The following is a 21,134-nucleotide window of genomic DNA, read 5'->3' on the forward strand; positions in this document are numbered from 1 at the left end:
TAAACTCATGGGGGGGGGGGCGCCCCAACACCCCCCCTGGGGGGGTGCACGCGCCGCCCCCCGGCCGCCCCCCCCGCGTCGCTTGCGGCATATTCTAAGGTGGTGGGCACGCTTCGCTTTGCCCACCCTACGGGACCGCGGAGAAAACTACTCCGCCCCGATCCCCGCACGGATCTCGGCACGGAACTCGTCGATCAGCTTGAGACCCTTCTTGGTCTCGACATGCCAGAAGGTCCAGCCGTTGCAGGCTTGCGCCCCTTGCGCCACGGCGCCGATGCGGTGGATCGAGCCGACCTTGTCGCCCAGCATGATGGCGCCATCGGCACGCACCAGCGCACCAAGCTTCTTCTTGGCGTCGAACAGCTTTGTGCCGGGCATGATCATGCCGCGCTCGATCAGCTCGGAGAACGCGACCCGCGGCGCTTCGCGCGCGGTCATGAACGGGGCGAGGCTTTCTTCCGGCAGCGGCTCGATCGCAGCGATGCGGGCTTCCGCCGCCTTGGCATAGGTCTTGTCGCGCTCGAAGCCGATATAGGAGCGGCCGAGACGCTTGGCGACAGCACCCGTGGTGCCGGTGCCGTTGAAGGGATCGATCACGAGATCGCCGGGCTTCGACGACGACAGCAGCACGCGCGCGAGCAGGCCTTCCGGCTTCTGCGTCGGATGCACTTTCTTGCCGTCGGCGCCCTTGAGGCGCTCCTCGCCGGTGCAGAGCGGGATCAGCCAGTCGGACCGTGCCTGCACGTCCTCGTTCGCCGCCTTCAGCGCCTCGTAGTTGAACGTGTAGCCCTTGGCTTTTTCGTCACGCGCGGCCCAGATCATCGTTTCGTGCGCGTTGGTGAAGCGGCGGCCGCGGAAGTTCGGCATCGGGTTCGACTTGCGCCAGACGATGTCGTTCAGGAGCCAGAAGCCGAGATCCTGCATGATCGCGCCGACGCGGAAAATGTTGTGATAGGAGCCGATCACCCAGATCGTCGCCGACGGCTTCATCGCGCGGCGGGCGGCAAGCAGCCAGGCGCGGGTGAAATCGTCATAGGCGGAGAACGAATCGAACTTGTCCCAGTCGTCGTTGACGGCATCGACATGGGATTCGTCGGGGCGCTTCAGATCGCCCTTGAGCTGGAGATTGTAGGGCGGATCGGCGAACACGAGGTCGACCGAACCGGCCTGAAGCTTCGACATCTCGGCGACGCAATCACCGAGGATGATGCTGTGCGAAGCGGACTCAAAATTTGTGCGGGGCGCCCTTGCAGACGCCCCGCGACGCGACACTACCATGACTCAAGAACTCTGACTCAGGCGACGCTGTCGGCGACGCGGGACCAAACAACCGACTGACCGCTACAATGGAGCGGCAAAGTAAAAATCGACTTAACCCGCCGCTTTGGTGAGCAGCCCTCGCATCACGCATTGTGCGCGTTTCGCTCTGCGCATTCGTCGTGTTTTCCAGTGTATTTCGTATTTCTTCGCGTTGCGGGAGCAGTCAGGTCGCCAAATTTCTCTCGGAAAAAATTGCACGACCCCGGAAAAAATTGCTGGCATCGGCATGCTGTCGCACTAGGCAATAATTGCCGAGCGGGATATTGATTAACGCATTGGAAATTTTACGTGTGTGGCGCGTTGAGCTTTCGCGCTTCTGCGCCCAAATGACGCCAATTGAGGACTGAGGGAAACCCGCCATGCGTTATGATGATTTCCGCCGCAGCGACGACATTGAGGATCGCCGCGACGGCGGTGGCGGCATGGGCGGCGGCGGAGGCGGGTTCGGCCTGCCGATGGGCGGCGGCGGTCTGGGCATCGGCACCATCATCGTGCTCGGCCTGGTCGGCTATGCCTTCGGCATCGATCCGCGCATCCTGATCGGCGGCGCCGAGATCCTCACCGGCGGCGGCCAGGCGCCTTCCTACCAGACCGATCGTCAGTCGACCTCCGCCAAGCGCGGCGCGCCGACCGACGAGATGGGCAGCATGATCTCCGGCATCCTCGGCGAGATCGACGACCGCTGGAGCGAGATCTTCCAGGCCAGCGGCCAGTCCTACACCGGTCCGAAGGTCGTGCTGTTCCGCAACGTCACCAATGGCGGCCGCTGCGGCCGGGCAGAGTCGGCGATGGGGCCGTTCTACTGTCCGCCGGATCGTACCATCTTCCTAGACACCAGTTTCTTCCGCGAGGTCGAGACGCGCTTCCGCGGCTGCTCCGGCAAGTCCGCCTGCAACTTCACCACCGCCTACATCATCGCGCATGAGGCCGGCCATCACATCCAGAACCTGCTCGGCATCATTCCGCGCGTGACGCGGCTGCAGCAGCAGGCCGGCAGCAAGGCCGAGGCCAATGCGCTCCAGGTGAAGGTCGAATTGCAGGCCGATTGCCTGTCCGGCGTCTGGGTCAATCGCGAGTCGAAGAAGCGTCCGAACTTCCTCGAGCCCGGCGACATCGACGCCGCGTTGACCACGGCGAGCGCGATCGGTGACGACACGCTGCAACGCCAGGCGACGGGACGCGTCGTGCCCGATTCCTTCACGCACGGCTCGGCGGCGCAACGCAAGCAGTGGTTCATGACCGGCTACCAGCAAGGCACCGTCCAGGCCTGCAACACGTTCGGCAGCGGGTCGTAGTCGCCAGGACATCGTGCCCCGGACGCAGCGCAGCGCTTCTTCAGCGGTGCGCTGCAGAGCCGGGGCCCACAATGCCGGTCTCCCAAGCCTCGGAAATGGGTCCCGGCTCTGCGACGCACCGCTGACGCGCTGCATCGCGTCCGGGACACGAGAGGAAGGACCAATGGCCTCGATCGACGACTCAAAACAATTCATCCCGCTCAACATCGCGGTGCTCACCGTCTCTGACACGCGCGCGCTCGCCGACGACAAGTCCGGCCAGACGCTGGCCGACCGCCTCACCGCGGCGGGCCATCATCTTGCCGCGCGCGAGATCGTCACCGACGACGTCGAGGCGATCCGCGCCGTCGTCCGCCGCTGGATTGCTGATGCCGGCGTCGACGTCGTCGTCACCACCGGCGGCACCGGTTTTACCGGGCGCGACGTCACGCCGGAGGCGATCGAGCCGCTGTTCGAGAAGCGCATGGACGGCTTCTCGATCGCCTTCCACATGCTGAGCCACGCCAAGATCGGGACGTCGACGATCCAGAGCCGCGCCACCGCCGGCGTCGCCGGCGCCACCTACATCTTCTGCCTGCCGGGCTCGCCCGGCGCCTGTCGTGACGGCTGGGACGGCATCCTCGCCGCCCAGCTCGACTACCGCACGCGTCCCTGCAATTTCGTCGAGATCATGCCGCGCCTCGACGAGCATCTGCGAAGGGCGAAGGCGCAGGGCGCGACGGTGTGAGTGCGTTGCTTTGACGCTGCTTTGCTGAGCTAGGCGCGGACCTCTTCCCTTCCCCCTTGTGGGAGAGGGTGGCTCGCCGCGGGGCGGCGAGACGGGTGAGGGGTCTCCATCCGCACGGACCGCTCGGAGACATACCCCTCACCCAAGCGAGTTCGTATCTACTGGCGTCGCTGCCCTCTCCCGCAAGGGGCGAGGGCACAATCATGCGCATCGCGCCCGCTGCGCCAGCGACTAGCTCTTCCGTCTCAGCGAGCTCCACACCACGCGCCACATAGTCCGGCGCGCCTCCACGTGCAACCGTCGCGCCCGGCGCTTGTAGAGATCGACGAGCTCTCCCGTGATGAGCGCGTGCCGCCGCATCAGAGATCGCGCTCCCAGGTTTCACCGGTGAGGTTCTGGCCAAAACTGCGATGCGGCTCGGTGGCGGTCAGCTTGAAGCCGGCATCCTGATAGATTTTTCGCGCGGCGACCAAATTGCTCTGCGTCCACAGCGTCATCCGCCGATAGCCGCAGGCGCGGGCAAAGGAGACGCATTCGGCGACCAGCCGTTGGCCTAGCCCCTGGCCTCGCGCGGCCGGATCGAGCAGCAACAGGCGCAGCTTGGCAACGTCGTCGCTGGCCTTGACCAGAAATACCGAGCCGACCGGCCGGCCCTCGATGTCGGCGATCCAGCAGCGCTCGCGCGAGGCATCGTAGGAGGTCATGTATTTGGCGACGATCTCGGCGACCAGCGCCTCGAAGCCGGAGTCGAAACCGTATTCGCTGGCGTAGAGCGCGCCGTGGCTCTGCACCACCCAGCCCATGTCGCCCGGGCGGGGCTCGCGCAGGGTCGCCCGCGGGGATGGCGTGCGCGGCATGGCGAGCAGCCGCTCGATCGTCTCCATCGCACCGGTGAGCTTGCTGCGCTCCTCATCCGGCAGCGGCCGCAGCATCGCGGCGACGTCGTCCTGGGACGAGCGTTCGAGCCTGGCGAACGCCTGGCGGCCCTTCGCAGTCAGGCTCAGCTGAACCTGCCGGCGGTCGCTCGGAAGCGGCTTGCGCGCGATCAGGCCGCTTTCATCGAAGTTCTGCACGATGCGGCTGAGATAGCCGGCGTCGAGCCCGAGCGCGATGCCGATCTCCTTGGCCGACTGCTCGCCACCATGGGCCAGCTCGTAGAGCACGCGCGCCTCGCTCAGCGAGAACGGGCTCTTCAGGAGCTGCTGGTCGAGCACGCCGAGCTTCTGGGTGTAGAAGCGGTTGAAGGCGCGAACCGCCTGGACCTGGTCGTCGGCGACCTGTTCGGTCGAAGCGGGGCCGGATGGCGAAGGGCTGGATGACGAAAGGGCTGATGGCATGGGTCACCTCGATACTTGCCATTGTCAAACAATTATTTGACTTTGGCAAGTATTAGATCGGTGACGTCAGCCGACCATGACGATCCGGCTGCGCAGCATGGTCCGGGACGAGCGGCCGAGCCGCCGGAGCAGCCGCGCCTCGGAACGGCGGGCCTGGGGCGGGTAGCCGCCGATCCGGTCGTAATGATCGCGCGCGATCAAGAGTCCCTGATCGCCGAGGGGGCCGACCAGTTTGCGCACCACGGCCCAGAGGACGTCGCGAAACCCGGTATCGGCATAAGGCGACCGTGTGTAGCGGAACACCGCCGCGCGATCCCTGCCGCTGGTCGAGACAGCCTGGATGAACTGGGTGGTTTCCTCGATCCAGCCGGTCTCCAGCACGGCGCCGGCCGGGAGGAACATCAGCCAGGGCGAACGGGCCTGGAGCGCACCGGCGGCAAGCGCCGCGCCCTGCGAAGAACCCTCGAAGCCGATGAAACGGCAGCCTGCGACGTCGGCAACGCGCTCGATGACACCGTTGCGGGTGCCATCGACCAGCAGGACTTCCTTGATGATGCCCGCAGCGGCACCGGGTACCAGCGCGGCCAGAGTTGCGACCGCCGTCTGCTCGACGCCTTCGGTCGGTATGATGACGCTCAGCATGATTGAGGCTTCGATGTCTGCACTTCGGGAGAAGCGTAGCTTGTTATGAATGTGTCATAAACACGCGGCGTCGCCGAGTGCAACTTTTCGCCGGTGTTCCGGCATGCGATGGTAAATCGCCGCCGGTCTATCGCAGCCGAATATGTCGTGCGCGGGGTGGCCCTGTTGCCCAATGTTTCCGCGAATGTCGTTTCCGTGAGCTTCAAACGGGGGCTTTCTCTGCCGATATGATCGGGGCGAGGACGGCACGTTCCGCAAGGCTGCACCGGCAGTCTGACACAAACCTTTCGACGGGAAAAACGTGCAACGCTCGCCGCGCAAAGTGAGATAGTCCAGTGAACGCCGATCAACTTCCCGTTGGCACCACGCCAACATCGCCGAAGCCGGAGGCCGCGCCGACCCTGCGGATCCGCGCCGTGATGCTGGGCGAACGCATCAATCCGTCCGGGCTCGAGCTTGGCGCACCTGTCTCCTCGACGCCTGCTGCCTTCCGCGTCCATGCCGGGCTCGTCGTGATCTTCCGCTACGGCGTCGTGGTGCTGATCGGCCTCCTCCCTTCGGAGGAGAAGGTGCTGATCGACAGCCTGAAACCGCGGGTGACCGGCGAGCTCAGCCCTTTTGAAGAGGAGATCGCACAGGCGCAGCTCTGCAAGGATGAGAACGCCGAGGCGATCCAGCCCGGCGGGCCGATCTGCCTCGCCAAATTCTCCGACGATCGCCTGCTGATCGTTGCGGACGCGCTCGCCAAGAGCACCTCGCTCGCCCGCGACGAGCGCCGCGTCGCCGCGGTCTTCGACGTGATCGAGCCCTTTGCGCGGGGACTCGCCGAGCAGGGCCGCACGCCGCCCCGGCGCAAGGGCATCTTGCAACTGATCGGCAATGCGCTTCTGGTCCAGCAGCGCGTCGCCGGCCGTGTCGCGGTGGCCGAGAAACCGGACGTGCTCTGGGAGAAGCCCGAGCTCGACCGCCTCTATGCCCGTCTCGAAGACGAGTACGAATTGAAGGAGCGCCTCGATACGCTCGAGCGCAAGCTCACCGCGGTGTCGGAAACCGCCAACGCGCTGACCGACATCATCGACACCCAGCGCTCGCTGCGTCTGGAAATCGCAGTCGTGGTGCTGATCGTGATCGAGGTCGTGATCGGGTGCATCCAGATCCTGTCGGGCACGCATTAGATCGGCCTGAGATCGGCCTGCACGCCACTGTGCGGGCGGGGAACCGTCGTTCATGTAGATGAACGTTGATCCAAATCAAAGGCACGAAGCTCCAGCGCACGAGACTTCGATCGGACCCGCGGTCAACGCGATGTGCAGCTGTCCGCGGCTTCCTCCCTCGAAGAAGGAGTACGCTGATGTTGCGTCAAGCTCTCATCGCTTCGGCAGCCGCAGCTATGCTGCTTGTCGCCTTCACTCCCGATGACGCATCTGCCCGCGGCGGTCGCGGCGGCGGCATGCGCGCAGGAGGTTTCCACGGCGGTGCCGTGCGGGCAGGAGGCTACCGCGGGGGCGCGGTCGCGGCGCGTGGATATCGGGGCGGTGCTGTCGCCGTGCGCGGCGGGCGTTACGGCTATCGGGGCGCTTATGCAGGGTATCGCGGATATCGTTACGGCGTCGGTGCGGCGGCAGTGGGGGCCGCGGCGATCGGCGCAGCTGCGACGGGGGCCTACTACCGCAGCGGCTGCGGCTATGACGCTTACGGAAACTATGTTTGCCCGGGCGGGTACTCTCCGTACTGAGCGGAGCGACGTAGTTGGCCCATGGTGCTCGAAGCGCTGGCGAAATCGTTTGCTTTGCGCACCATGGTCATTTCGACAGTGGCGCAGCAGCGCTGCGACAAGTCATGGCCCGACAAGTCATGGTCCGCTGAAATTCTCCCACGGGGGAGAAGGGAAAGATGCAGCGGTCGACCGGGCTTTCATTTCGCTCGCAGCACAGCCGCGCAATGCCGAGCGATCGTCAGCTCCTCATTCGTCGGAATGACGAACACATTGACGGTGCTGCCACTGCTGCTGATCCGCTCGCGTGCCGCGTCATTCGCACCCGCGTCAATATGTACGCCGAGCCACCCAAGCCGCTCACCAATCGCGGCGCGGATTTCCTTCGCATGCTCGCCGATGCCGCCGGTGAAGACCAGACAGTCCAGCCCGCCCAGCGTGGTCGCCATCACCGCGACCTGCTGCGCCGCACGGAAGGTGAAGAGCTCGACCGCCTGCCGCGCCGCAGCCTCACGGCTCGCCAGCAGCGTGCGCATGTCGGCAGAGATGCCGGAGACGCCGAGCAGGCCTGACTCGTGATAGAGCAGGTGCTGGACATCCTCGACCGACATCCTCTCGTGCTGTTGCAGATAGAGCAGCACGCCGGGATCGATCGTGCCGCTCCGGGTGCCCATCACGAGGCCATCGAGCGGCGTCAGCCCCATCGTGGTGTCGACGCTGCGGCCATCGCGCAACGCGCACAGGCTGGCGCCATTGCCGAGATGCGCGATGACGGTGCGCTTGGCAACGAACTGCGGCGCGATTTTCGCGAGGCGCCCCGCGACATATTCGAACGAGAGGCCGTGAAAGCCGTAGCGCCGGATACCGCGCTCTTCATAGCGCCGCGGGATGGCGAAGCGGCTCGCGGGTGGCGCCATGCTGTGATGAAAGGCGGTGTCGAAACATGCGATCTGTGCCAGGTCGGGCTTTATTGCCCTGATGGTGCGGACTGGTTCAAGGCACCGCGGCTGGTGCAGCGGCGCCAGTGGCGTCAGTGCGTCCAGCTTTGCGTAGACGTCGTCAGTCAGCTCAACCGGGCCCGAATAATCCGGCCCGCCATGAACGATGCGGTGACCGACGGCGCGCAGGCGGTGGTCGGCAAAACGCTCCTCGATGAAGCCGAGCACCTCCGCGAACAGATGACCGCTGTCCGCATCGGATGCTTCCCTCTGCGTCTCGAACAGGTCTCCGCCCGCAGGGCTTTTCACCACGAGCCGCGGCTTCGCCTCATGCTCGTCGAGCAGGCCCTTGCAGAGCAGGGCAGGCTCGTCCGCCGCGATGTCGAACAGGCCGAACTTGATGCTCGACGAGCCCGAGTTGAGCACGAGGGCCGACGCCGTCATGACGTCAACCCGCTTTGCCCGGCCAGACCCAGTCGCGAATTTCAGGCATGTCCTCGCCGTGTTCGCGCACATAGTGCGAATGTTCGATCAGTCTGTCGCGGAACTGCTGTTGCACCTGCGCGGCCTTGGTCGCCAGACCCGGCACGCGCGCGATCGCCTCGATCGCGAGGTGATAGCGGTCGAGCCCGTTGAGGACGACCATGTCGAACGGCGTCGTCGTGGTGCCTTCCTCGGCAAAGCCGCGCACATGCATTCCGGCATGGTTGGTGCGGTTATAGGTGAGACGGTGGATGAGATAGGGATAGCCGTGATAGGCGAAGATCACCGGCTTGTCTGGTGTGAACAGGCTGTCGAAGTCACGGTCGGACAGGCCGTGCGGGTGCTGGTCTTTCGGCTGCAGCGTCATGAGGTCGACGACGTTGACGACGCGGATCTTCAGGTCGGGCAGCGCCTTGCGCAGCAGATCGACGGCGGCGAGCGTCTCCAGTGTCGGCACGTCGCCGGCGCAGGCCATCACGACGTCGGGCTCGCCATCCGCATCCTCCGTGCCGGCCCAGGTCCAGATGCCGATGCCGGCATCACAATGCGTGGCGGCGTCCTGCATCGACAGCCATTGCGGCGCCGGCTGCTTGCCGGCGACGATGACGTTGATGCGGTCATAGGTGCGCAGGCAGTGATCGGCGATCCACAACAGCGTGTTGGCGTCGGGCGGGAAGTAGATGCGGACGATGTCGGCCTTCTTGTTGGCGACGAGATCGACGAAGCCGGGATCCTGATGGCTGAATCCGTTATGGTCCTGCCGCCAGACATGCGAGGTCAGGAGATAGTTCAGCGAGGCGATCGGTCGCCGCCAGGGCAGATGTCGCGTCACCTTCAGCCATTTGGCGTGCTGGTTGAACATGGAATCGACGATGTGGATGAAGGCCTCGTAGCAGGAGAACAAGCCGTGCCGTCCGGTGAGCAGATAGCCCTCGAGCCAGCCCTGGCAGAGATGCTCGCTCAAAACCTCCATCACCCGGCCGTCCTGGGCGAGATGCACGTCGTAAGGCTCCGTCGGCTCCATCCAGACCCGTTCGGTCGCCTCGAACACGGCATCGAGCCGGTTTGACGCGGTCTCGTCCGGACCCATGATGCGGAAGTTGCGCGTTTCTGCGTTGAGGCGGATGACGTCGCGCAGGAATTTGCCGAGCTCGCGCGTTGCTTCGCCGGTGACGCCGCCGGGCTGCGGCACGTCCAACGCAAAACTGCGGAAGTCCGGCAGCTTCAGCTCCTTCTTCAGCAGGCCGCCATTGGCGTGCGGATTGGCGCCCATGCGCCTGTTACCGTCGGGCGCCAGCGCCTGGAGCTCGGGAATGAGCGCGCCGCTGCCGTCGAACAGCTTCTCGGGCTCGTAGCTGCGCATCCAGTCTTCGAGGATTTTCAGATGCGCCGGGTTCTCGCGACAGCTCGCAACGGGAACCTGATGCGCGCGCCAAAAGCCCTCGACCTTCTTGCCGTCGACCTCCTTCGGGCCGGTCCAGCCCTTCGGGCTGCGCAGCACGATCATCGGCCAGCGCGGCCGCTCGACGCTCTTGCGGCCGTCGCGGGCATGCTGCTGGATCGAGCGGATGCTGGCGAGCGCGACGTCGAGCGCATCCGCCATGGCCTGGTGCATCAATTCGGGATCGTCGCCCTCGACGAACAGCGGCTCGTGGCCGAACCCGCGGAACAGGTCGCGGATCTCCGCGTCGCGCATCCGTCCGAGCACGGTCGGGTTCGCGATCTTGTAGCCATTGAGGTGCAGGATCGGCAGCACAGCGCCGTCATGGGCGGGATTGAGGAACTTGTTCGAGTGCCAGGACGCCGCGAGCGGGCCGGTTTCCGCCTCGCCATCGCCGACGACGCAGGCGACGATCAGGTCGGGATTGTCGAATGCGGCGCCATAGGCATGCACCAGCGCGTAGCCGAGTTCGCCGCCTTCGTGGATCGAGCCTGGCGTTTCCGGCGCCGCGTGGCTCGGAATGCCGCCGGGGAAGGAGAACTGCCTGAAAAGTTTTCGCAATCCGTCTGTATCGCGCGCGACGTCAGGATAGATCTCGCTGTAGCTGCCTTCGAGATAGGTGTTGGCCACCATGCCCGGGCCGCCATGGCCGGGACCGCAGATATAGAGCACGTTGACATCGAGCGCGCGGATGACGCGGTTGAGATGGGCGTAAATGAAGTTCAAACCGGGCGTCGTGCCCCAATGGCCGAGCAAGCGCGGCTTGATGTGCTCCGGCCGCAACGGCTCGCGCAGCAGCGGATTGTCGAGCAGATAGATTTGCCCGACGGAGAGGTAGTTCGCGGCGCGCCAATAGCGATCGAGCAGATCGAGCTCGCTGCTCCCTGAGGCCGATTGTCGTTGATTTGTCATGTTCCTGCTGACCTTCACCCAGCGATCGACACCAACTTTGTTCCGGTGCGATTGATCCCTGTCCGGCATCGAACAGGATCGCCGCGACGGGTGTGTTGCGTGAGGTCAAGGGACCGCGCCCGAAATTTGGGCGGCTACTGTGCATGGGGTTGTTTTTGAGTTTTTTGTTTGTGTTCTTGATTTGTTCCTTTTGCGTGCTATCTTGGGTTCATGAGTCCAGCATCCTCTCATGCTCTCAAGCACCCGCCGGTCACGGCGCCCTCCGAGCCGGCGGGTGCGGACTCTGATTTTCCCGAACTGGCGGTCGCCATCGACAAACAGCGCAGGCGAGGGCGGGGCGCCCAGTCCAATGCCAGCGGCCGCTTCGAGGCCGAGGCCCGCGTCGCCTTCGACGATGGCTGGCAGAGCCTGGAGGAGCTGCCGCCGTTCAAGACCACCGTCGGCGTCGATACCTCGCGCAAGGTGATCACCCGCAACGAATCCCCCGATATTGGCTTCGACCGCTCGATCAATCCGTATCGCGGCTGCGAGCACGGCTGTGTCTATTGCTTCGCGCGGCCGACGCACGCCTATCTCGGCCTGTCGCCGGGGCTCGACTTCGAGTCAAAGCTGTTTGCCAAGCCCGATGCGCCGGCGCTGCTCGAGAAGGAGCTGGCCGCGACCGGCTACGAGCCGCGGATGATCGCGATCGGGACCAACACCGATCCGTATCAGCCGATCGAGCGCGAGCGTAAGATCATGCGCGGCATTCTCGAAGTGCTGGAGCGCGCCGGCCACCCCGTCGGCATCGTCACCAAGTCGGCGCTGGTCACGCGCGACATCGACATTCTCGCGCGGATGGCCAAGCGCAATCTCGCCAAGGTCGGAATTTCCGTCACCTCGCTCGATCCAAAGCTGGCTCGCACCATGGAGCCGCGCGCATCGACGCCGCCGAAGCGGCTGGAGGCGCTGAAGCAGCTTTCGGACGCGGGTATTCCGACCACCGTGATGGTCGCGCCCGTGATCCCCGCGCTGAACGATTCCGAGATCGAGCGCATTCTCGATGCCGCCGCCCATGCCGGCGTCAAGGAAGCCTCCTACGTGCTGTTGCGGCTGCCGCTGGAGGTTCGCGATCTCTTCCGCGAATGGCTGATGGCCAATTATCCAGACCGCTACCGCCACGTCTTCACCCTGATCCGCGACATGCGCGGCGGCCGCGATTACGACGCGAAATGGGGCGAGCGGATGAAGGGCACCGGACCGATGGCCTGGACCATCGGCCGCCGCTTCGAGATCGCCTGCGACAGGCTTGGGCTGAACAAGCGGCGCTCCAAGCTGACGACGGATCACTTTGCGAGGCCGAAGCGGAACGGCGATCAGCTCAGCCTGTTCTGATCGGGAAACGGAAGAGGCGTAGCATGAGCCAGGAACTTACCGCGCCGGTGCCGCGGCTCACGGTCATCACACTGGGTGTGAGCGACATTCGTGCCAGCATCGCCTTCTATGACGCGCTCGGCTTCTCGCGTCGGCTGAAGGCGACCGGCGAGGCCGTCGCCTTCTACGATACCGGTGGTCCGGTGCTGGCCCTGTTTCACTGGGACAAACTCGCGGCCGACGCCAAGTTGCCGGACAATCCGAGGCCCGCGACCTTCCGCGGCATGACGCTCGCCTGGAACTGCGCCACGCGCGGCGAGGTCGATGCGGTTCTGGCCTTCGCCGTCGGCAAGGGCGCGGCGCTGCTGAAAGCGGCGCATGAGACCGACTACGGCGGTTATTCCGGCTATTTCGCCGACCCCGACGGCCATCCCTGGGAAGTCGTGGTCGCGCCCGACATCGAGGTCGGTGAGGACCGGCGGGTGCATCTGGCGGAGTAGGCGGCTGGTCTGAATAACGGGAATTGTCCGGGGTTCCCGGTTGCGCCGGCCGGGCCGCTTGCGCACGATCCCGCCCATGATTCGGGACAAGTCCACCAGGAAGCCGGCCAAAGACGCGCCAAAGAAGGGCGCGTCGAAGAAGGATGCCGCCAGGAAGGCAGCGCCTGCGAAGACGGCCAAGGGGGCGGCCAAGGCCCCGGCCGGTAGGCAGGGCGCCATCATCGCCGTCGCATCGCCGACCTTCCGCCGCGAGCGCGCGCTGATCAAGCGCGGCATCTGGCCGGTTGCCGGCTGCGACGAGGCCGGCCGCGGGCCGCTGGCCGGACCCGTGGTCGCGGCCGCCGTGATTCTCGATCCCGACCGCATTCCCCGCGGCATCGACGATTCCAAGCGCCTGACGGCCGAGGAACGCGAGAAGCTTTTCGACAAGATCTGCGCCACCGCGCAGGTCTCGGTCGCCGTCGCCTCGCGCTCCCGAATCGACCGCGACAACATCCTGCGCGCCTCGCTGTGGGCGCTGAAGCGCGCCGTGGTGGCGCTGCCCGACTCGCCGCGTCATGTGTTTGTCGACGGCCGCGACCGGCTCGACACCGCCTGCGACTGCGAGGCCGTGATCGGCGGCGACGGCATCGTCCTGTCGATCGCCGCAGCCTCGATCATCGCCAAGGTGACGCGCGACCGGCTGATGTGCGCGCTGGCGCAGGACTGCCCCGGCTATGGCTTCGAGCAGCACAAGGGCTACGCCGTCCCGGAGCACCTCGACGCGCTCGACCGCCTCGGTCCCACCATCCACCACCGCAGCTTCTTCGCCCCCGTTGCCGCCGCCCGCGCCAAGCACATGCCCTGGACCGTCGAGCCGGTGCGGGACCTGTTCGCGGTGACCGAGATGGAAGTGCAGCTAGAAGCAAGCGTTGAAATTGATGCGTCAGCGGGCCTGTAGGGCAGACGGTCGTTGCCACAACGCGCAGCGCCCTTTATCAAAACAGATGTGAGCGAATAGGGCCGGCTGGACGGGTTGGCTGCATCTTTCGGACGTTGCATGCGGTTTACCTCCCTGGTCATCGAGCTCATTCGCGCCCGGCCGCGGCTGATCGTGTGGATCGCCGTGCTGCTGCAGGCCGCGATGTGGCTGTTCGTGGCGCTGGTATTTTACCGCAGCCCGCCCGGCACGCTCGCGACCCTGCTGGCGTTCGGCCGCGAATACCAGGTCGGCACCGATCTCGGGCCGCCCTTGCCGGTCTGGCTCGCCGACATCGCCTATCGCGCCGCAGGCGGCCACGTGTTCGGCGTCTATGTCCTCGCCCAGCTCTGCGAGGTCGCGACCTTCATCGCGCTCTATCATCTCTCCCGCGCCGTGGTCGGCTCACAGCAGGCGGTGCTCGCCGTGCTGCTGACCATGACCGTGCTGGCCTTCTCCTCGCCGGCGCTCGACTTTGGCCCGCTGGTGCTGGCGCGGCCGCTCTGGGCGCTGCTGCTGCTGCATTCCTGGCAGATCATCGGCCAGCGCCGCGGCAATGCCTGGTTTGCCTGGTCGATCGAAGCGGGCCTCTTGCTGCTGACGACGCCCGCGGCGATCTTCCTTCTCCTCCTGCTCGTCGTCTTCGCGGTCTCGACCGCCGGCGGACGCCGGACGCTACGCGCGCTCGATCCGCTGTTCGCGCTGATCGTCGTCGCCGTGCTGGCGCTGCCCTATGCAGTCTGGCTGATGCGCGCGGAGACGCTTGTCATGCCGACCCTGCCTGAGGTCGCCGAGCTGAACGCTCGCGCGCTGCACGCGGCCTGGCTGCTCGGCGGGCTCGTGCTCGGCGCGGCGGCGATCCCGGCGCTGACCTTTCTCAATAGCGGCCTGTTCGTCGCCAAGGGCGAGGAAGCGCCGATCATCTACCGGCCGCCGGTCGAGCCGCTCGCGCACAACTTCGTCTATTTCTTCGCGCTGGCGCCTGCGCTCGGCGCGGTCCTGATCTCCGGCGTGCTCGGGCTCGATGCCGTTGTCGGCGGCGCCGGTGTCGTGCTGGTGGTGTCGGGACTTGCCGTGGTGGTGGCGGCTGGCGACCTCATCGCGATGCGCCGCGCGCGGGTGCTGCGGACGGTGTGGGCTGCCGCCGTCCTGGCGCCCGCAGCCGGCGTCGTGCTCGCCGTGCTGTTTCTGCCCTTGACCGGCGCCAACGAGATTGCGACCTCGATGCCGGCGCGCGCTATCTCGGATTTCTTCGACGAGAGCTTTGCCCGCCGCACCAATCATCGCCTGCGCGCGGTCGCCGGCGAGACCCAGCTCGCGAGCCTGATCACGCTGCATTCCGGCCGGCCGCATCTCTTCATCGATGCCCAGCCCGCGCGTACGCCGTGGATCAATCAGGCCAAGTTCAGCGAGACCGGCGGCGTCGTGGTCTGGCGCGCCTCCGACACCGCCGGCACCCCGCCGCCGGAAATCCTCGCGCGCTTTCCCGGCATCGTTCCGGAAGTGCCGCGCGCCTTCGAATGGCTGGTGACCGGCCGCCAGCAGCTCTTGCGCATCGGCTGGGCCATCGTGCGGCCGAAGGGGACGTAAGTCGGGAATCGTAGGGTGGGCAAAGCGAAGCGTGCCCACCACGCATCCATGATCGCGGAGAGAGACGGTGGGCACGGCGCTTTGCGCCTTTGCCCACCCTACGAGAGCTCGCTATCCCGCCAGCACCTTCGCGATCGCGCGCAGATCCTGCCAGGCCAGCCGCTTGTACGATGGCGAGCGCAAGAGATAGGCCGGATGGAACGTCGGCAGCGCGCGGATGGTGCGCCCACCCGTCTCGTAGTCGAACCAGCGGCCGCGGGTGCGCATGATGCCTTCGCGCGTCGACAGCAGCGTCTGCGTCGAGGGATTGCCGAGCGTCACCAGCACGTCGGGATTCACCAGCTCGATCTGGCGCTGGATGAAAGGCAGGCAGATCTGCGTTTCCTGCGGCGTCGGCGTGCGGTTGCCGGGCGGCCGCCAGGGAATCACGTTGGCGATGTAGGCAGTGGTGCGGTTGAGCCCGATCGCGCCGATCATGAGGTCGAGCAGCTTGCCGCTGCGCCCGACGAAGGGCAGCCCCTCGATGTCCTCGTCGCGGCCCGGCGCCTCGCCGACGAACATGATGCGCGCCTGCGGATTGCCGTCGGCGAACACCAGCTGCGTCGCGGTGTGCTTCAGCGCGCAGCCTTCAAAATTCTGCATCAGCTCGCGCAGTGCCTCGAGCGTCGGCGCGGTACGCGCGGCCTCGCGCGCGGAGGCGATCGCAATGTCCGGCGCAGGTGCGGCCTCGCCGCGCATCACCGCGGGCGCGGCAACAGGCCGTGGTGCCTCAACCGGAGGTGCGGCGCGTGGGGCCGGCGGCGGAGCATCCAATTCCGCCAGGCGGTCGACTGGTTCCTCCGCGAGCGCGCAGTCGACCCCGGCCTCCAGATAGAAGGCGAGAAGCTCTCGGACGGTGGGTGCGGGTTCGGGGATCATTTGGAAAGTCAGACTTTTACTATATCAGTTTGGGGTGCCTTGCATCCCAGTGGAACGCATTTCCGTGGTTGTCCTACCCGGAAAAATCGGAAACAAGGGGGCGCAAATGACGAGGAACCGTCTCAAGGGCTGAGATCAGATGAGCACCGAAGAACTTCCCCCGCGCGAATCCATGGAATTCGACGTCGTCATCGTGGGCGCCGGCCCGTCTGGCCTGGCGGCCGCGATCCGGCTGAAGCAGCTCAATGCCGATCTCAACGTCGTCGTGGTGGAGAAGGGCTCCGAGGTCGGTGCGCACATTCTCTCCGGCGCCGTGATCGATCCGGCCGGGCTCGACAAGCTGATCCCGGACTGGCGCGAGGATTCCGACTGTCCGCTGAAGACGCAGGTGAAGGACGATCGCTTCTACTGGATGACCGCTGGCGGCGCGATCAAGCTGCCGAACTTCATCATGCCGCCGCTGATGGATAATCATCACTGCTATATCGGCTCGCTCGGCAATGTCTGCCGCTGGCTGGCGCGCAAGGCCGAGGCGCTCGGCGTCGAGATCTATCCGGGCTTTGCCGCAGCCGAGGTGCTCTATGACGAGCAGGGCGCGGTGAAGGGCATCGCCACCGGCGACATGGGCATTGGCCGCGATGGCAAGCCGAAGGACTCCTTTACCCGTGGCATGGAACTGCTCGGCAAGTACACCCTGTTCGCCGAAGGCGCGCGCGGCAGCCTGACCAAGCAGCTGATCGCGAAGTTCGCGCTAGATGCCAACAGCGAGCCGCCGAAGTTCGGCATCGGCCTCAAGGAAGTCTGGCAGATCGATCCCGCCAAGCACCAGAAGGGTATGATCCAGCATTCGTTCGGCTGGCCGCTCGACCTGAAGACCGGCGGCGGCTCGTTCCTTTATCACTATGACGACAATCTCGTCGCCGTCGGCTTCGTCGTGCATCTCAACTACGACGATCCGTATCTGTCGCCGTTCGACGAGTTCCAGCGCTTCAAGACCCATCCCTCGATCCGCGGCACCTTTGAAGGCGGCAAGCGGCTCGCCTATGGCGCGCGCGCCATCACCGAAGGCGGCTACCAGTCGGTGCCGAAGCTGAGCTTCCCCGGCGGCGCGCTGGTCGGTTGTGCGGCGGGCTTCGTCAACGTGCCTCGCATCAAGGGCGTGCACAATGCGATGGGCACCGGCATGCTCGCCGCAGAGCATGTCGCGGCCGCGCTCGCTGCCGATCGCGCCAATGACGAGATCGTCGACTACGAGAACGCCTGGCGGTCCTCGGCGGTCGGCAAGGACCTGTTCCTGGTCCGCAACGTCAAGCCGCTATGGTCGAAGTTCGGCACCGTGCTCGGCGTCGCGCTCGGTGGCTTCGACATGTGGTGCAACACGCTGTTCGGTGGCTCGCTGTTCGGCACGCAGTCGCATGCGAAGCCCGATCGCGCCACGCTTGATCCGGCGAAGAGCCACGCGCCGAAGAACTACCCGAAGCCGGACGGCAAGATCTCGTTCGACAAGCTCTCGTCGGTGTTCCTGTCCAACACCAATCATGAGGAGGACCAGCCGGTCCATCTCAAGGTCGCCGACATGAACCTGCAGAAGACCTCGGAGCACGACGTCTTCGCCGGTCCCTCGAATCGCTATTGCCCGGCCGGGGTCTATGAGTGGGTCGAGGAAGGCGCGAGCCCGCGCTTCCAGATCAATGCCCAGAACTGCGTCCACTGCAAAACCTGCGACGTGAAGGACCCCAACGGCAACATCACCTGGGTTCCCCCGGAGGGCGGCGGCGGCCCGAACTACGAGGCGATGTAAGCCGGGATCATTGGACCAAAGCGATCAGGCCGGGGTCAATGTGACGTGCCCCCGGCATTGTGACGCACGTTCGCGTGAGAACCGGCCCGGGGTAGCGGTCCGCGGCCACGATAAGGCCATACTGGCAGCGTCTTGGGGCGTAGTAGGCCGATTTGGGGCGTGCGGAGGGGATCGCATGCCCGAATCCTTGCGGTGAAGCGCCAAAAGCGGCATTGTCGGCCCGACGGTTCCGGGTCCCCATGCCACCGGCCGCGTTCGCATGCGATACGGCCTACTGCTGCAAACCCAGGCACTACAACTCAAGGCGAGCCCCTGATGTTCTCAAATCGTTTCAACCGCTGGACTGTTGCCGCCATCGCCCTCATGGGCACCGCGATTGCGACGGTCCCCGGCGCGGTCCTGGCGCAGACGCCGGACCATCCGTCCGACACGGCGGCGCAATTCCCGACCCGGAACGATCTGAAGTCGCTGACGACCTCCGGCAGCTATCTCGCTGCCCGCCACGCCAGCGTCGAGCGCGATGCGGCCTCGGCCGCCGCCTTCTACCGCTCGGCGCTCCGCACCGATCCCAAAAACAATGAGCTGCTCGATCGCGCCTTCATCTCGTCGGTTGCCGACGGTGACATCGACGAGGCGGTCAAGCTCGCCGAGCGCGTCCTGACCATCGACAAGACCAACCGCGTCGCACGTCTCGTCGTCGGGGTGCACGATCTCAAGATGAAGAAATACGCGACCGCGCAAACCAACATCAACCAGTCGATCCGCGGTCCGATCACCGATCTCGTCGCCACGCTGCTGTCGGGCTGGGCCGCCTATGGCGCGGGCGATGCCAAGGGCGGCGTCGCCACCATCGACAAGCTCGCCGGTCCGGAATGGTATCCGCTGTTCAAGGACCTCCATGCCGGCATGATCCTCGAGCTCTCCGGCAAGGAGAAGGACGCCGGCGTCCGCTTCGAGCGCGCCTACAAGCTCGACGATTCCATGCTGCGCGTCACCGAGGCCTATGCCCGCTGGCTGTCGCGCAACAAGGATTCCGCGGCCGCGACCACCGTCTACCTGGCTTTCGACAAGAAGCTCGCCCGCCATCCGCTGATCGTGGAAGGCCTGCGCGACACCAAGGCCGGCAAGAAGATGCCGCCGCTGGCCGACTCCGCCCAAGCCGGTGCCGCCGAAGCGCTGTACGGCATCGGCGCCACGCTGACCCGCCGCGGCGGCGAGGATCTGGCGCTGGTCTATCTCCAGCTCGCGCTCTATCTCCAGCCGACCCATCCGCTGGCGCTACTCTCGCTCGCCGACCTCTATGAATCGGTGAAGCGGCCGCAGATGGCGATCAAGGTTTATGAGCGGGTGCCCGCGACCTCGCCGTTGAAGCGCAATGCGCAGATCCAGCTGGCCATCGATCTGGATTCCGCCGACCGCACCGACGAGGCGATCAAGATCCTCAAGGGCGTCACATCGGACGATTCCAAGGATCTCGAGGCCATCATGGCGCTCGGCAATATCGAGCGCGGTCGCAAGAAGTTCGGCGATTGCGGCGCGACCTATTCGCGGGGCGTCGACGTGCTGCCGGCGGGCAACGACAAGGCCAACAGCGTCTGGTACTATTATCGCGGCATCTGCGAGGAGCGTTCCAAGGAGTGGAGCAAGGCCGAAGCCGACATGAAGAAGGCGCTCGAGCTCCAGCCCGACCAGCCGCATGTCCTCAACTATCTCGGCTATTCCTGGATCGACCAGGGCGTGAATCTCGACGAAGGCATGAAGATGATCAAGCGTGCCGTCGAGCAGCGTCCCGACGACGGCTACATCGTCGACTCCCTCGGCTGGGCCTACTACCGCATCGGCAATTACGAAGAGGCGGTGAAGAACCTCGAGCGCGCGATCGACCTCAAGCCCGAGGATCCCACCATCAACGATCACCTCGGCGATGCCTATTGGCGCGTCGGCCGCACGCTGGAAGCGAAATTCCAGTGGGCCCACGCCCGCGATCTCAAGCCCGAGCCGGAGGAGCTTCCGAAGATCGAGGCCAAGATCGCCAACGGTATGACCGACGATTCGAACTCTTCGGCCGCGCAGGCGGACAAGAAGAAGGACGACGGCAAGGGCGGCTAAGAGTGCGTTTGGGGGCTGATCGCCAATGTCGGCGTTGATTGAAGAAGGGCGCGCGAAGGTCAATCTGAGCCTTCGCGTGGTCGGCCGTCGTGCCGACGGCTATCATGATCTCGAAAGCGTGGTCGCGTTTGCCGACTGCGCGGACCAGCTGACGCTGGAGCCGGGCGGCGAACTGAAGCTCGTCACCACCGGGCCGCTGGCCGCGGCCTGCGGCGACACCGCCGACAATCTCGTGGTCAAGGCGGCCAGGCTCCTGGCCGAGGCCGTGCCGAACCTGAAGCTGGGCGCCTTCGCGCTCGACAAGGTGCTTCCCGTCGCGGCCGGCATCGGCGGCGGCTCGGCCGATGCCGCGGCGGCGCTGCGGCTGCTCGCGCGTCTCAACAATCTGTCTCTCGATGATCCGCGCTTGCAGAAAGTCGCGCTCGCGACCGGCGCCGACGTGCCGGTGTGCCTGGTCTCGCGCGCCTGCCACATGACCGGCGTCGGCGAGCAGCTGCTGCCGCTCGCGCTGCCGAGCATGCCCTGCGTGATGGTCAATCCGCGCGTGCCGGTCGCGACCAAGGACGTGTTCCAGGCGCTGGGCTTGCGCAACGGCGAATTGCTGGTGGGCGCCACCTCTGTCCTCGACGCCCCGGCCTGGCCGGACGAGGGCGCCTCCATTGCCGATTGGGTCGACGTTCTCGAAACCGTGGCCAACGATCTCGAAGCCCCTGCGTTGCGGATCGAGCCCGTGATCGGCGAGGTGCTGGAAGCCTTGCGTGACTCCGCCGGCGTCAAGCTTGCCCGCATGTCCGGCTCCGGCGCGACTTGCTTTGCGATCTGTGGCGCAGCGAGCGATGCGCATGCCGGCGCGGAAAAGATCCGGCGCGACCACCCCGGCTGGTGGGTGCATGCGGGGACGTTGAGCTAGGTTTTTCCCCGACGACGGTGCCGTAGGGTGGGCAAAGCGAAGCGTGCCCACCAAACTTATTCTCGCAATCTGGCTGCGTGGGGGGGGGGGGGCGGGGGGGGGGGGGGAGGAAAACACCCCCCCCCCCCCCCGGCGCACAAAAACACACAAAAACCACCACCACCCCCCCCCCCCCCGCGAGGGGCG

At 65.8% G+C, this 21,134-nt stretch carries 17 protein-coding genes; 11 read left to right on the top strand and 6 right to left on the bottom strand.

Features of this window, described 5'->3' with window-relative positions; genetic code table 11:
- Positions 1 to 147: 147 nt before the first annotated feature.
- Positions 148 to 1,278, bottom strand: coding sequence for a site-specific DNA-methyltransferase (locus tag AC0L3X_RS36815; protein ID WP_063985125.1), 1,131 nt, complete (start codon positions 1,276 to 1,278; stop codon positions 148 to 150).
- Positions 1,279 to 1,679: 401 nt separating this feature from the next.
- Here AC0L3X_RS36815 and ypfJ point away from each other — a divergent pair, with 401 nt between their 5' ends.
- Both ypfJ and moaB read left to right on the top strand, forming a co-directional pair.
- Positions 1,680 to 2,615, top strand: a complete 936-nt coding sequence (gene ypfJ / locus AC0L3X_RS36820; protein WP_063985124.1) for a KPN_02809 family neutral zinc metallopeptidase — start codon at positions 1,680 to 1,682, stop codon at positions 2,613 to 2,615.
- A gap of 163 nt (positions 2,616 to 2,778) precedes the next feature.
- On the top strand, positions 2,779 to 3,342 hold the full coding sequence (moaB, locus tag AC0L3X_RS36825; protein ID WP_063985123.1) for a molybdenum cofactor biosynthesis protein B: 564 nt from the start codon (positions 2,779 to 2,781) through the stop codon (positions 3,340 to 3,342).
- Between the two features lie 359 nt (positions 3,343 to 3,701).
- Here the strand turns inward: moaB and AC0L3X_RS36830 are convergent, their stop codons facing one another.
- Together AC0L3X_RS36830 and AC0L3X_RS36835 are read right to left on the bottom strand one after the other, a co-directional pair.
- Complete coding sequence (locus AC0L3X_RS36830) at positions 3,702 to 4,679, bottom strand: bifunctional helix-turn-helix transcriptional regulator/GNAT family N-acetyltransferase (RefSeq protein ID WP_063985122.1); 978 nt, start codon at positions 4,677 to 4,679, stop codon at positions 3,702 to 3,704.
- 66 nt (positions 4,680 to 4,745) lie between these two features.
- Entirely contained in the window at positions 4,746 to 5,321 is a 576-nt protein-coding gene (locus AC0L3X_RS36835) for a glycosyltransferase family protein (RefSeq protein WP_231144353.1), read from the bottom strand.
- A gap of 335 nt (positions 5,322 to 5,656) precedes the next feature.
- Between AC0L3X_RS36835 and AC0L3X_RS36840 the strand changes: the two genes are divergently transcribed.
- Positions 5,657 to 6,496: an RMD1 family protein gene (locus tag AC0L3X_RS36840; RefSeq protein WP_085402542.1), complete on the top strand. Its 840-nt coding sequence runs from the start codon at positions 5,657 to 5,659 to the stop codon at positions 6,494 to 6,496.
- Between the two features lie 176 nt (positions 6,497 to 6,672).
- A complete protein-coding gene (locus AC0L3X_RS36845) occupies positions 6,673 to 7,056 on the top strand; it encodes a hypothetical protein (RefSeq protein ID WP_084795278.1) in 384 nt (127 codons plus the stop codon).
- Between the two features lie 179 nt (positions 7,057 to 7,235).
- On the opposite strand, the gene AC0L3X_RS36850 is transcribed toward AC0L3X_RS36845, so the two are convergent.
- Positions 7,236 to 8,417 carry an acetate/propionate family kinase gene (locus AC0L3X_RS36850; protein ID WP_063985120.1) on the bottom strand — a complete coding sequence of 394 codons (1,182 nt, stop codon included), beginning with the start codon at positions 8,415 to 8,417 and terminating at the stop codon, positions 7,236 to 7,238.
- Between the two features lie 4 nt (positions 8,418 to 8,421).
- Positions 8,422 to 10,809: a phosphoketolase family protein gene (locus AC0L3X_RS36855; RefSeq protein WP_063985119.1), complete on the bottom strand. Its 2,388-nt coding sequence runs from the start codon at positions 10,807 to 10,809 to the stop codon at positions 8,422 to 8,424.
- A 210-nt stretch (positions 10,810 to 11,019) separates the two neighbouring features.
- Between AC0L3X_RS36855 and AC0L3X_RS36860 the strand changes: the two genes are divergently transcribed.
- The 4 genes from AC0L3X_RS36860 to AC0L3X_RS36875 all read left to right on the top strand — a co-directional run bounded on the left by AC0L3X_RS36860 (position 11,020) and on the right by AC0L3X_RS36875 (position 15,210).
- Positions 11,020 to 12,183, top strand: coding sequence for a PA0069 family radical SAM protein (locus tag AC0L3X_RS36860; protein WP_063985118.1), 1,164 nt, complete (start codon positions 11,020 to 11,022; stop codon positions 12,181 to 12,183).
- 23 nt (positions 12,184 to 12,206) lie between these two features.
- Complete coding sequence (locus tag AC0L3X_RS36865; protein WP_063985117.1) at positions 12,207 to 12,662, top strand: VOC family protein; 456 nt, start codon at positions 12,207 to 12,209, stop codon at positions 12,660 to 12,662.
- Positions 12,663 to 12,738: 76 nt separating this feature from the next.
- Positions 12,739 to 13,602, top strand: coding sequence for a ribonuclease HII (locus AC0L3X_RS36870; protein WP_063986628.1), 864 nt, complete (start codon positions 12,739 to 12,741; stop codon positions 13,600 to 13,602).
- A 99-nt stretch (positions 13,603 to 13,701) separates the two neighbouring features.
- Positions 13,702 to 15,210 carry a glycosyltransferase family 39 protein gene (locus tag AC0L3X_RS36875; RefSeq protein ID WP_063985116.1) on the top strand — a complete coding sequence of 503 codons (1,509 nt, stop codon included), beginning with the start codon at positions 13,702 to 13,704 and terminating at the stop codon, positions 15,208 to 15,210.
- A gap of 111 nt (positions 15,211 to 15,321) precedes the next feature.
- Here the strand turns inward: AC0L3X_RS36875 and AC0L3X_RS36880 are convergent, their stop codons facing one another.
- Entirely contained in the window at positions 15,322 to 16,128 is an 807-nt protein-coding gene (locus AC0L3X_RS36880) for a uracil-DNA glycosylase (RefSeq protein ID WP_063985115.1), read from the bottom strand.
- Between the two features lie 139 nt (positions 16,129 to 16,267).
- On the opposite strand from AC0L3X_RS36880, the gene AC0L3X_RS36885 reads away from it, so the two are divergent.
- The 3 genes from AC0L3X_RS36885 to AC0L3X_RS36895 all read left to right on the top strand — a co-directional run bounded on the left by AC0L3X_RS36885 (position 16,268) and on the right by AC0L3X_RS36895 (position 20,948).
- The gene (locus AC0L3X_RS36885; protein ID WP_283018495.1) at positions 16,268 to 17,929 is read left to right on the top strand and encodes an electron transfer flavoprotein-ubiquinone oxidoreductase; all 1,662 of its coding nucleotides are present in this window, start codon (positions 16,268 to 16,270) and stop codon (positions 17,927 to 17,929) included.
- 315 nt (positions 17,930 to 18,244) lie between these two features.
- Positions 18,245 to 20,038, top strand: coding sequence for a tetratricopeptide repeat protein (locus AC0L3X_RS36890; RefSeq protein WP_187387792.1), 1,794 nt, complete (start codon positions 18,245 to 18,247; stop codon positions 20,036 to 20,038).
- 25 nt (positions 20,039 to 20,063) lie between these two features.
- Positions 20,064 to 20,948, top strand: a complete 885-nt coding sequence (locus AC0L3X_RS36895) for a 4-(cytidine 5'-diphospho)-2-C-methyl-D-erythritol kinase (RefSeq protein ID WP_473317230.1) — start codon at positions 20,064 to 20,066, stop codon at positions 20,946 to 20,948.
- The last annotated feature ends 186 nt before the right edge of the window (positions 20,949 to 21,134 follow it).

The sequence above is a fragment of the Bradyrhizobium sp. MI1.7 genome (genome assembly GCF_055811795.1).

Excerpts from the sequence above, each read along its gene's own strand:
- AC0L3X_RS36815 (WP_063985125.1), bottom strand. The coding sequence starts at position 1,278 with ATGGTAGTGTCGCGTCGCGGGGCGTCTGCAAGGGCGCCCCGCACAAAT.
- ypfJ (WP_063985124.1), top strand. The coding sequence starts at position 1,680 with ATGCGTTATGATGATTTCCGCCGCAGCGACGACATTGAGGATCGCCGC.
- moaB (WP_063985123.1), top strand. The coding sequence starts at position 2,779 with ATGGCCTCGATCGACGACTCAAAACAATTCATCCCGCTCAACATCGCG.
- AC0L3X_RS36830 (WP_063985122.1), bottom strand. The coding sequence starts at position 4,679 with ATGCCATCAGCCCTTTCGTCATCCAGCCCTTCGCCATCCGGCCCCGCT.
- AC0L3X_RS36835 (WP_231144353.1), bottom strand. The coding sequence starts at position 5,321 with ATGCTGAGCGTCATCATACCGACCGAAGGCGTCGAGCAGACGGCGGTC.
- AC0L3X_RS36845 (WP_084795278.1), top strand. The coding sequence starts at position 6,673 with ATGTTGCGTCAAGCTCTCATCGCTTCGGCAGCCGCAGCTATGCTGCTT.
- AC0L3X_RS36850 (WP_063985120.1), bottom strand. The coding sequence starts at position 8,417 with ATGACGGCGTCGGCCCTCGTGCTCAACTCGGGCTCGTCGAGCATCAAG.
- AC0L3X_RS36855 (WP_063985119.1), bottom strand. The coding sequence starts at position 10,809 with ATGACAAATCAACGACAATCGGCCTCAGGGAGCAGCGAGCTCGATCTG.
- AC0L3X_RS36860 (WP_063985118.1), top strand. The coding sequence starts at position 11,020 with ATGAGTCCAGCATCCTCTCATGCTCTCAAGCACCCGCCGGTCACGGCG.
- AC0L3X_RS36865 (WP_063985117.1), top strand. The coding sequence starts at position 12,207 with ATGAGCCAGGAACTTACCGCGCCGGTGCCGCGGCTCACGGTCATCACA.
- AC0L3X_RS36870 (WP_063986628.1), top strand. The coding sequence starts at position 12,739 with ATGATTCGGGACAAGTCCACCAGGAAGCCGGCCAAAGACGCGCCAAAG.
- AC0L3X_RS36875 (WP_063985116.1), top strand. The coding sequence starts at position 13,702 with ATGCGGTTTACCTCCCTGGTCATCGAGCTCATTCGCGCCCGGCCGCGG.
- AC0L3X_RS36880 (WP_063985115.1), bottom strand. The coding sequence starts at position 16,128 with ATGATCCCCGAACCCGCACCCACCGTCCGAGAGCTTCTCGCCTTCTAT.
- AC0L3X_RS36885 (WP_283018495.1), top strand. The coding sequence starts at position 16,268 with ATGAGCACCGAAGAACTTCCCCCGCGCGAATCCATGGAATTCGACGTC.
- AC0L3X_RS36890 (WP_187387792.1), top strand. The coding sequence starts at position 18,245 with ATGTTCTCAAATCGTTTCAACCGCTGGACTGTTGCCGCCATCGCCCTC.
- AC0L3X_RS36895 (WP_473317230.1), top strand. The coding sequence starts at position 20,064 with ATGTCGGCGTTGATTGAAGAAGGGCGCGCGAAGGTCAATCTGAGCCTT.